9 protein-coding genes are annotated in these 11,057 nt (G+C 40.3%); 8 read left to right on the forward strand and 1 reads right to left on the reverse strand.

Annotated features, from left to right (window positions below; genetic code table 11):
• Positions 1-319 precede the first annotated feature (319 nt).
• The 4 genes from trpD (at position 320) to trpA (ending at position 4,039) form a co-directional block, all read left to right on the forward strand.
• A complete protein-coding gene (gene trpD, locus AC1DND_RS10845; protein ID WP_477581542.1) occupies positions 320-1,309 on the forward strand; it encodes an anthranilate phosphoribosyltransferase in 990 nt (329 codons plus the stop codon).
• Positions 1,303-1,932 (forward strand): phosphoribosylanthranilate isomerase, encoded by a 630-nt coding sequence (locus tag AC1DND_RS10850; protein ID WP_477581544.1) that lies wholly within the window; start codon positions 1,303-1,305, stop codon positions 1,930-1,932. The genes trpD and AC1DND_RS10850 overlap by 7 nt, the downstream gene beginning before the upstream one ends.
• Positions 1,933-1,982: 50 nt before the next feature.
• The gene (gene trpB, locus AC1DND_RS10855) at positions 1,983-3,164 is read left to right on the forward strand and encodes a tryptophan synthase subunit beta (RefSeq protein ID WP_477581546.1); all 1,182 of its coding nucleotides are present in this window, start codon (positions 1,983-1,985) and stop codon (positions 3,162-3,164) included.
• Between the two features lie 107 nt (positions 3,165-3,271).
• Positions 3,272-4,039 carry a tryptophan synthase subunit alpha gene (gene trpA / locus AC1DND_RS10860; RefSeq protein WP_477581548.1) on the forward strand — a complete coding sequence of 256 codons (768 nt, stop codon included), beginning with the start codon at positions 3,272-3,274 and terminating at the stop codon, positions 4,037-4,039.
• A gap of 852 nt (positions 4,040-4,891) precedes the next feature.
• Here the strand turns inward: trpA and AC1DND_RS10865 are convergent.
• Positions 4,892-5,329, reverse strand: coding sequence for an N-acetyltransferase family protein (locus AC1DND_RS10865; protein WP_477581550.1), 438 nt, complete (start codon positions 5,327-5,329; stop codon positions 4,892-4,894).
• Positions 5,330-5,510: 181 nt separating this feature from the next.
• Here AC1DND_RS10865 and AC1DND_RS10870 point away from each other — a divergent pair, with 181 nt between their 5' ends.
• From AC1DND_RS10870 to AC1DND_RS10885, 4 genes are all read left to right on the forward strand, one after another.
• Entirely contained in the window at positions 5,511-6,116 is a 606-nt protein-coding gene (locus AC1DND_RS10870; RefSeq protein ID WP_477581552.1) for a TetR/AcrR family transcriptional regulator, read from the forward strand.
• 68 nt (positions 6,117-6,184) lie between these two features.
• The gene (locus tag AC1DND_RS10875) at positions 6,185-7,387 is read left to right on the forward strand and encodes an efflux RND transporter periplasmic adaptor subunit (RefSeq protein ID WP_477581553.1); all 1,203 of its coding nucleotides are present in this window, start codon (positions 6,185-6,187) and stop codon (positions 7,385-7,387) included.
• Positions 7,388-7,410: 23 nt separating this feature from the next.
• Complete coding sequence (locus AC1DND_RS10880; protein WP_477581554.1) at positions 7,411-10,350, forward strand: efflux RND transporter permease subunit; 2,940 nt, start codon at positions 7,411-7,413, stop codon at positions 10,348-10,350.
• A partial coding sequence (locus AC1DND_RS10885) for a TolC family protein (protein ID WP_477581556.1) occupies positions 10,337-11,057 on the forward strand: 721 nt, incomplete at its 3' end. The genes AC1DND_RS10880 and AC1DND_RS10885, both read left to right, overlap by 14 nt.

Consider the following 11,057-nt stretch of genomic DNA (forward strand, 5'->3'; position numbering starts at 1 on the left):
ACTTTTCTTTTAAAAAAGGCCATATATTTTTAGAAAGATTTTGGAATATTAAAAAACTATGTCAATATTTGCTTTATACAAACATGATAATTAAAAACTTAAATAACAATTGGTGGTGGCATAACGAAATTCGTTAGGCAAATTCTATTGTTATATATTTTAAAATATTTTAAACACAACGAAGAGGATTGCCCAAAAAGCAATCCTTTTTTTATGCAATTTTTTGAAGGATCGTCATGCTGTCCCGATTAATCAGGATCAGCATCTATTGAAAAGATTCTGAACCAAGTTCAGCATGACGGTAAGCGTTATACAAAACATGAAAAAAATATTAAACCATTTATTCGAGAACAAGAGTTTTAGCAGGGAAGAGGCAAAGAACATTTTAATCTCCATTTCGGAAGGCACATTTAATTCTTCGCAGATTGCCGCTTTTATAACGGCTTATGCCATGCGTAATATTACCGTGCAGGAGTTACAGGGTTTTCGTGATGCGATGCTTGATATGTGCGTTAAAGTAAACTTATCGGGTTACGAACTGATCGATCTTTGCGGTACCGGTGGCGATGGTAAAGATACGTTCAATATTTCTACCTTATCCTCATTTGTGGTGGCAGGTGCTGGTCATCATGTGGCCAAACATGGTAACTACGGCGTTTCTTCGGGCTGCGGTTCTTCTAATGTAATGGAATATTTAGGTTATACTTTTACCAATAATGAGGATACTTTAAGGCGTAATTTAGATACCGCAGGGATCTGTTTTTTACATGCCCCGTTGTTTAATCCGGCAATGAAAATTGTAGCACCGATCCGTAAGGAACTGGGTGTGAAAACATTTTTCAATATGCTTGGTCCAATGGTTAACCCCGGACAGCCAAAATACCAGATGGTAGGGGTTTTTAGTTTGGAGCTCGCCCGTTTATATGCATATTTATATCAGGACACGGATAAAAGTTATACCATTGTACATGCACTGGAAGGTTATGACGAGGTTTCGTTAACCTGTGATGTGAAAACCTTTTCGAACAAGGGCGAACAGATTTTAACCCTTCAGGATATGGGTTTTGATAAGGTTGATACCAATGCAATTAAAGGTGGCGATACCGTAGAATCATCAGCCAAAATATTTATGGATGTATTAAATGGCGAAGCCACAGATGTACAGAACAATGTGGTATTGTGCAATTCGGCACTGGCCATCAAGACCATAAAACCTGAACAATCTTTTGCCGATTGCTTTTATGAAGCGGAAGAATCTTTAACCAGCAAAAAAGCGTTAAACAGTTTCAAAAACTTATTGGCATGTTAAAGTTAAAAGTTTGCGGCATGCGTTTGGCAGCGAATATTGCTGCGATAGCCGAGCTTCAGCCAGATTATCTGGGTTTTATCTTTTATGAAAAATCACCCAGACTAATCAGTGAGGTTTCTGCAGAATTGATCAAATACATTCCCTCAGAGATTAAGACCGTAGGGGTGTTTGTAAATGAAGACCTGGAAAAAGTAAAAGATAAAGTAAACACATTGAAGCTAAAGGCTGTTCAGTTACATGGCAGCGAATCGACTGAATATTGTGCAGCATTAAAATCAAGCTTTCCGGCCTTAGAAGTGATTAAAGCTTTCGGAATAGATGAAGATTTTGATTTTTCAGGTCTCGAAGCTTATTTAAATGTGGTAGATTATTTCCTGTTCGATACTAAAACCAAAGCACATGGTGGATCGGGAAAAACATTCGATTGGTCTGTTTTAGACCGATATACTTACACCAAACCCTACTTTTTAAGTGGCGGCATTGATTTAGAACATGCACCGGCCATAAAAGAAATAAATGATGAGCGCTTATATGCCCTGGATATCAATAGCAGATTTGAAATTGAGCCAGGTTTAAAGGATGCAGAGAAGATTAAAGAATTTACTAAAGAAATGAATAAATAGATTGTTATTCATAACCCTTGGTTTCAACCAAGGGAAAAAAGAGAAAAAACATGAAATACAAAGTAAACGAAAAAGGATATTATGGAGATTTTGGTGGCGCCTACATCCCCGAAATGCTTTATCCAAACGTAGAAGAATTGCGTCAAAACTATTTAAAGATTATTGATGATGCCGATTTTCAAAAGGAATTTCATCAGTTGTTAAAAGATTATGTTGGTCGCCCTTCGCCTTTATATCTTGCCAAAAGATATTCAGAAAGATATGGTGCCAATATTTTTCTAAAAAGAGAAGATTTAAACCATACCGGTGCACATAAGATCAACAATACCATCGGACAGATTTTATTGGCCGAAAAACTGGGTAAAAAAAGAATCATTGCCGAAACTGGCGCTGGTCAGCATGGTGTAGCTACTGCAACTGTATGTGCTTTGCGTAATCTCGAGTGTGTAATTTACATGGGCGAGGTAGATATCGAGCGCCAGGCACCTAACGTGGCCCGTATGAAAATGTTGGGCGCAAAGGTTGTTCCGGCAAGTTCTGGAAGCAAAACCCTAAAAGATGCCACTAATGAGGCGATGCGCGACTGGATCAATAACCCGGTTGATACGCATTATATCATTGGTTCAGTAGTTGGTCCACACCCTTATCCTGATATGGTGGCGATTTTCCAATCGATTATCTCTGAGGAAACCAAAAAGCAGTTATTAGAGCAGACCGGAAGCGACCAACCTGATTATGTTTTGGCTTGTGTAGGTGGCGGAAGTAATGCCATRGGCATGTTCTATCATTTTATGGACGATGAAAATGTTAAACTCATTGCTGTTGAAGCGGCCGGAAAAGGTGTATCGAGCGGATTTTCTGCGGCAACTACTTACCTGGGTAAAGAAGGTGTTTTGCACGGCAGCAGAAGCATTTTAATGCAAACACCAGATGGACAGGTGGTAGAACCACATTCAGTATCGGCAGGATTAGATTATCCAGGTATTGGCCCACAACATGCACATTTGTTTAAAACCGGTCGTGGCCAGTATGTTTCCATTACCGATGAAGAAAGTTTAGATGCAGGCTTGCTTTGTACACAATTAGAAGGCATTATCCCGGCGATTGAAAGTGCACACGCCCTGGCTTACTTAGAAAAAATGGAATTTAAAGGTGGCGAAAACGTAGTGGTTTGTTTATCAGGCCGCGGCGACAAGGATCTGGATACTTATATTAAATATTTTAATCTGTAGAAGAATCGTCATTGCGAGGCACGAAGCAATCTTAATGCTTTGGGTTAGCTTCCTAGCGAGTGTAGTAGGATTGCTTCGTGCCTCGCAATGACGGAAAAAGAAAAAACATGAACCGAATTAAACAACTCTTCGAGGAGAAGAAAAATATATTATCAATATACTATACTGCTGGTTATCCAAATACTGGCGATACCATTCAAATTGCCGAAGCACTGGAAAAATCAGGTGCTAACATGCTCGAAATCGGATTTCCTTATTCCGATCCTGTTGCCGATGGACCGGTAATTCAGGCGAGCAGCAAACAATCGCTCGATCAGGGCATGACACTTAAGCTGCTTTTCGAACAGTTGAAAGACTTGCGTAAGACTGTTACCATTCCTGTTTTGTTAATGGGTTATGTAAATCCTGTTTTGCAGTTTGGTGTAGAGAAATTCTGCGAGGCTTGTGCCGAAGTAGGAGTAGATGGCTGTATTGTTCCCGATCTGCCAATGGTAGAATATGAGGAGTTTTATAAAGATTGCTTCGAAAAACATAACCTGAGTAATGTATTTTTAATCACCCCTCAAACTGCTGAAGAACGTATCCATAAAATTGACGGTTTAACCAATGGATTTATCTATTTGTTATCATCGTCGGCTACTACAGGTAAAAATCTTGAGGTTGGTAATACTACCGAAGCTTATTTCAGCAGGATTAAAAACCTGAATCTGAAGAACCCAGCAATGATCGGTTTCGGGATCAGTGATAAACAAACTTTTGATAAGGCCTGCTCTTATGCAAACGGAGCCATTATCGGTACGGCTTTCGTTAAAGCCATTGCTGATGGGAATTTGGAAGAAAGTGTAAGTAAGTTTATGAAGAAGTTTAAAGGGTAGTATTTTTCCTTTTCCTTCATGCATCGTCATTGCGAGGAGGCACGACGAAGCAATCTCTATCGCTACTAGCGAGCGCATTAAGATTGCCTCGTCGGCTGAAAAAGCCTTCTCGCAATGACGATCAATCTATCGGGTCGTCACCCTGAACTTGTTTCAGGGTCTTAATTTATTATAGTTTTTCACCATATCAGAAATGTAAGAACATATARGGCATTGMGCTTATATGCCTTATATGGCTCAGTCTTTTGACGGCTTTACAACAAAGGCASRATACTTTGTGTTCTTRGTGWCTTGGTGTTTATTTTTTCTMCGCTGTATCGTCATTGCGAGGYACGAAGCAATCTTACAACTATCGCTACTAGCGAGCGCATTAAGATTGCTTCGTCGGCTGAAAAAGCCTTCTCGCAATGACGATCAATCTATSGRKTCGTCAYCCTGAACTTGTTTCAGGGTCTTAATTTATTATAGTTTTTCACCATATCAGAAATGTAAGAACATATAAGGCATTGAGCTTATATGTAACTTATGTGTCTTATATGGTTCAGTTTTTTGCGCTATATCACAAGGCACTAAACTTTGTGTTCTTTGTGACTTGGTGATTCATCTTTTTCCCGCTGTTTCGTCATTGCGAGGAACGAAGCAATCTTACAACTATCGCTGCTAGCGAGCGCTTTAAGATTGCTTCGTCGGCTGAAAAAGCCTTCTCGCAATGACGGTCATTCTCTCAGACCGTCACCCTGAACTTGTTTCAGGATCTTTTACACAATAGATATCTGCGTTCCACTGCACTTCGTCGGTTGAAAAAGCCTTCTCGCATCTGAGAGCTATCGGATGACAATACTTAGAGTAAGCCTACCTACCCACCCAATCCTCATATCTCATTTCAAATTTCACTTCGCCTTTATTTATCATCCCTACTTTTTTCCAACCTTGCTGGCTATAAAATTCTTCAGCGCGGGTATTTGGCGATGTACCTAGCCAAACCGGCTCATGTGTTTGATCGAAATACCAATCCATCATTAACTGGTGCAATTTTTTGCCTATGCCTTTGCCTTCGAACTCCGGACGCAGAAAGAGCGCCCAGATATTATGCTCCTTTAAATCTACGATGGAGAAGCCAACTACTTCTCCACCTATTTCGCAAACCCATCCTTTGCCACGTTGTGTAATAAATTCTTCGCAATCTTTGTCAGTAACCAGCGCCGGATCTGACAAAATGTTCTCTTTTACCGTATGTTTGACAATTTGTATCGCAGGTATGTCAGTCGTTTTTGCTTCGCGGAAAATCATTTTTATAAGTTCTTGAGAAAATTAATTTATTTGAAAAAGCCTTTTAAATGCTTTAACGGTTGATTATCAGCTATAAAACTAATCAATAAAATGTTTATGACAAATGAATGATTGTCAATTCTGGAATTGGTTCTACATTTGCTTAACGGTGTTAGATTATTTACACTGTATATTCCAAGTCATGGGAAGTAAAGAAAGAATTCTACGTTTAAAAGATGAAACCAGAACAAAAATTCTGGATGCTGCCTTGAATATTGTTCAAACAGAGGGGTGGCAGGCATTAAGTATGCGTARAATTGCCGACCAGATTGAATATACTGCACCAATTATTTACGAATACTTTTCTAACAAAGATGGCATCTTACTGGAACTCACCAGAAGGGGATATTTAATGTTAGCGAAAGATATCCGTGAGGCCAGGGATCAACACGAATCTCCGGAAGATAAAATGGAAGCCATGTGGATTGCCTACTGGAACTTCGCTTTTACCCATAAAGAATTTTATCAATTGATGTACGGTGTGGATATGGTTTGCTGTACCGTTAAAAATTCAATGCCCGAAGCCGAAAACGTAGGTAGTATGTTAGGCGAGGTGATCGAATCGTTATTCGAGAAAAAACCAGTATCTGATGATGATATCTGCAYGAAGTATTACACTTATTGGTCTATCATCCACGGTTTAATTTCCATCAATCTGGTTCGCCCCAACGGAAGAACAACAGACGAGTTAAACCAACAGATTTTAAAAGATGCCATCAAGGGCATTACATTATCTATTAATAGTTAATTTTTTTTACAACGTAATTTAACACTGTTAAATTATTATACACACTAATTCCAATTAAATTTAATCATATGAAATCTCTACATCGCTTGTACCCCTTACTTAACACTGTTAAACAGTTTAATAGTATTAAGTTATTGTTAACAATTTCTCTTCTATCTATAATTCTGGTGAGTTGTAAGTCGTCGCCTGATCAGGCTGCAGCTGCACCACCGCCACCGGCATTGCCTGTAAGCGCCATTAACGCGAGTACAGAAACCACCTATATCGAGTATCCGGCCTCTATTCAGGGCGCTGTTGATATTGATGTACGTCCACAGGTAAGTGGTTACCTACAAAGTGTATTGGTTAACGAAGGCGCTTATGTAACTGCCGGACAAACCCTGTTCAAAATTAATGAAAACCCTTACCGCGAGGCTTTAAACAATGCCAAAGCAAGTTTACATGCTGCAGAAGCGGCCATTTTAAACGCTCAATTGGAAGTTGATAAATTAACACCACTTGTTCAAAATAAGGTAGTTTCTGATTTTCAGTTAAAAACTGCTAAAACAGCTTATAAAATTGCGCAGGCAAATGCCGAACAAGCCAGAGCCAGCGTGGCTTCGGCACAGATTAACTTAGGTTATACCAATGTTAAGGCTACTGTTAGCGGTTACATCGGCCGTATCCCTAAAAAACAGGGAAGTTTAGTTTCTCCGACAGATCAGGTTGCTTTAACACAGTTATCAGATATCCACGAAGTACATGTTTATTTTGCTTTGGCAGAAAACGACTTCAATAATTTTAATGCAAACTACCCGGGTAAAACACCTGCCGACAGGATTAAACATTTGCCAGCAGTAGAACTTTTATTGGCTGATAATTCTGCTTACCCGATTAAAGGCAAGATCGATATGATTGATGGTCAGTTTGATAAAAACACGGGTGCCATCACGTTAAGGGCAAGTTTCCCTAATGCAAGTGGCGTTCTTCGCTCAGGTAATACCGGTAAGATCCGTTTAGGTTTGCAGCACGATAATGCCATTCTGGTACCGCAGTCATCAACGGTAGAAATGCAGGATAAAGTATTTGTATTTACCGTAGGCGACAGCAGTAAGGTGAAAAAACAATCCATTACCATTGTTGGTAAAGCTGGCGAAAATTACCTGGTTAAAGACGGGGTAAAAGTTGGCGACCAGATTGTGTTAAGCGGGGTTGATAAACTACAGGAGGGCATGGTGATCCAGCCTCAAAAAGCAGCAGATAAAGTAGCTGTTGCAAAAACAAAAAATTAATAAGACCTAAAATCTAAAAAGTCATGTTTCAGAAATTTATAGACAGGCCTGTACTTTCGACTGTTATTTCCATCTTATTGGTAATAGTTGGTATACTTGGCTTAACAAAGTTGCCCTTAGAGCGCTTTCCAAATATCGCACCTCCGTCGGTATTGGTAACTGCTGTATATCCTGGGGCCAATGCCGAAACGATTTTACGTTCGGTAACTCCATCGTTGGAGGAAGCAATTAATGGTGTAGAGAACATGACATACATGACCTCGAGCGCCAGTAACGACGGTACTTTGGCCATTACAGTTTACTTTCAACAGGGTACGAACCCCGATCAGGCAGCTGTTAATGTGCAAAACCGGGTTTCGCAGGCCACAAGCCAGTTACCTGCAGAGGTTGTACAATATGGTATAACCACTACCAAACAGCAAAATAGCTTTATTGGCGCTATCGGTGTTTACTCAGAAGATCCAAAAAAATACGACGCCGTTTTTGTAAATAACTATGCGCAGATCAATATCATTCCCGAACTTAAACGTATCCCGGGTGTAGGTTCTGCCAGTGTATTTGGTGGTATTAAAGATTATTCAATGCGTATTTGGTTAAACCCAAGTCAATTGGCGACTTACAAAATTACACCCAATGAAGTCATCACAGCCATTCAGGACAAAAACCTTGAAGCAGCACCAGGTAGGTTTGGAGAAAGAAGTAGTGAGGCGTTTGAATATATCATTAAATATAAAGGTAAGCTTACCAAGCCTGAAGAATATCAAAATATAGCGATCCGCTCTAATTCTGATGGTTCTATATTACGCTTAAAAGATGTGGCCCGAGTAGAATTGGGTGCTTATAGTTATGGTAGTGTAAACCGTTTAAACGGGCACGATGGTATTACCATTGGTATAATTCAATTATCAGGATCGAATGCCAACGAAATCCAGATTGCCATTGATAAACTGATGGCAAAACTATCGAAAGATTTTCCTGCAGGTATTAAATTCAATCAGTTTTACCGTACCAAAACCGATCTTGATGAATCCATCAATCAGGTAGAACATACTTTGATAGAAGCCTTTTTACTGGTATTTATCGTTGTATTTATCTTCCTTCAGGATTTTAGGTCTACTTTAATCCCGGCTATAGCGGTTCCGGTTGCGATTATCGGTACCTTCTTTTTCATGCAGTTGTTCGGCTTCTCTGTTAACCTTTTAACCCTGTTCGCGCTTGTACTGGCCATAGGTATTGTGGTAGATGATGCGATTGTGGTGGTAGAAGCGGTGCATGCCAAAATGGAAGAAAACCCTTCGCTTAGCCCGAGGGCGGCAACTACCGAGGCAATGAATGAAATTACCGGGGCCATTATATCGATTACATTGGTCATGGCGGCGGTATTTTTACCAGTTGGTTTTATGACCGGCTCAACAGGTATTTTCTACAAACAGTTCGCTTTAACCATGGCTATCGCCATCATTATCTCAGCTGTTAACGCCTTAACCTTAAGTCCTGCGCTGGCGGCCTTATTTTTAAAGAACAAACATGCTGAAGGTGGTCATAACGCGCCTAAAAAAGGTTTTGTAGAAAAGTTTTATGCAGGCTTTAACGGTGGTTTCAATTATATGACCAACCGATATGTTGGTGGCTTAAAAGTGCTTATCCGTAACAAATGGATCAGTATGGGCGGGCTTGCCTTAATCGTTTTGGTTACCATTTTTCTGGTAGGCAGAACAAAAACAGGCTTTATCCCGACAATGGCAGCCATATCTGCCGGTACCTTCTTTGTATTCAGTTTCCCTACGGTTCCGGGTTTTAGTAATGTGGAGGCCATGAACGTGATGTTACAGGATAAAACGAACGGCAGACTGGATAAATTTAGTGGCGTAGCGAATAACTTTATCGGAAAGTTAATGGCGAAACCGGCTATTGCTTATGCTTTTACTTCTTATAAAGCAGATTATCCGCAGTTACAATTAGATGTTAACGATGAAAAGGCCGATCAGTTGGGCGTAAGCAAAAAAGATATCCTACAAACGATGCAGACTTATTTTGGTACTGCGCAGGCATCAGATTTTAACCGATTTGGTAAATACTACCGTGTAGTGGTTCAGGCTGATGTTGCCGACAGAACCGACCCCGCAAGTATCGATCGTGTGTTTGTTAAAAACAAGGCAGGAGAAAGCGTGCCAATCAGTACCCTGGTTAAATTAACCCGTGTATATGGTTCAGAAACAGCTTCTCGTTATAACCTGTTTAACTCTATAGAGGTAAATGCGATCCCTAAACCAGGCTTCAGTTCTGGTGATGCGATTAAAGCGATAGAAGAAACCGCCAGAGAACAATTGCCAACAGGTTATGCTTATGAATTCTCCGGACAAACACGTGAGGAAATTTCTTCAGGCGGACAGTCGACAGTGATATTCCTACTTTGTTTGGTGTTTGTTTACTTCTTATTATCAGCACAGTATGAGAGTTACATCCTGCCATTGGCGGTAATCTTATCTATCCCTACAGGTGTATTCGGTGTGTTTGTGGTATTGGGCTTAACCGGTATCGAAAATAACATTTATGTACAGGTAGCACTGATTATGCTTATCGGTTTGCTGGCTAAAAACGCCATTCTGATTGTGGAGTTTGCCGTGCAGCGACGAAAGGCGGGACTCAGTTTGGTTGATTCGGCTATAGAAGCAGCGCGATTGAGGATCAGACCGATTATTATGACATCACTTGCCTTTGTGTTTGGTTTGTTCCCGATGAGCATTGCAACAGGTCCATCGGCACAAGGTAACCACTCCATCAGTATCGGTGCAGCAGGTGGTATGGTATCGGGTGTAGTTTTAGGTTTGTTCATCATTCCGGTACTTTTCGTCATCTTCCAGGCCTTACAGGAAAAAATATCAAAAAAATCAAGAAATGAGGTTGTTCACCACAATGGAGAGCCTGTAAATAATAATCATGTAGTTTATGAAACGGTTTAATCTAATTACCATCCTGCTCCTTGCTTTGATCTGGAGCGGATGTTCGGTTTCGAAAGATACAGCCTTGCCCAATATTGCGCCAGGCTTATTCAGAAATTCATTGCCTAAAGATTCTTCGAGTGTTGGCGGTATGCCATTGAAGAGTTTTATCAACGATCTTACTGTTCAGAATTTAATTGATACAGCTTTGGTTAAAAATTACGATATGCAGATTGCCTTGAAAAATATCGATGCAGCCGAAGTATTGTTCAAACAATCGAAACTGGGTTATTTACCTGAACTGAAATTGCAGGTGGCGGCGAGTTCGAGCCGTCCGTCTGATAACAGTTTAAATGGTTTAAGCCTTAACCAGTTTACAGGCTCAACACACATCGAAGATTACAATGCGAATCTGGGGGTGGTTTGGGAGGCTGATATCTGGGGCAAAATCCGCAATCAAAAAGCTGGCGCTTTAGCCAGTTTTTTACAGACAGAAGAGGCACGTAAAGCAGTTCAAACGCGTTTAGTGGCCAATGTTGCACAAGGTTATTACAATTTGTTAATGCTTGATGCGCAATTGGAAATCGCGAAAAAGAACTTAAAACTGAACGATAGCACATTAAGGATTATCAACTTACAGTTCGATGCAGGTCAGGTAACTTCATTAGCGATACAGCAGGCACAGGCGCAACAGTTAAATGCGGCACAGTTGATCCCCCGTTTGGAGC

This window comes from Pedobacter sp. 01N416 (genome assembly GCF_056399685.1).

Bases quoted from the DNA above. Each gene is read 5' to 3' on its own strand.
- AC1DND_RS10865 (WP_477581550.1), bottom strand. From the start codon at position 5,329: ATGATTTTCCGCGAAGCAAAAACGACTGACATACCTGCGATACAAATT.
- AC1DND_RS10875 (WP_477581553.1), top strand. From the start codon at position 6,185: ATGAAATCTCTACATCGCTTGTACCCCTTACTTAACACTGTTAAACAG.
- trpA (WP_477581548.1), top strand. From the start codon at position 3,272: ATGAACCGAATTAAACAACTCTTCGAGGAGAAGAAAAATATATTATCA.
- trpD (WP_477581542.1), top strand. From the start codon at position 320: ATGAAAAAAATATTAAACCATTTATTCGAGAACAAGAGTTTTAGCAGG.
- AC1DND_RS10880 (WP_477581554.1), top strand. From the start codon at position 7,411: ATGTTTCAGAAATTTATAGACAGGCCTGTACTTTCGACTGTTATTTCC.
- AC1DND_RS10850 (WP_477581544.1), top strand. From the start codon at position 1,303: ATGTTAAAGTTAAAAGTTTGCGGCATGCGTTTGGCAGCGAATATTGCT.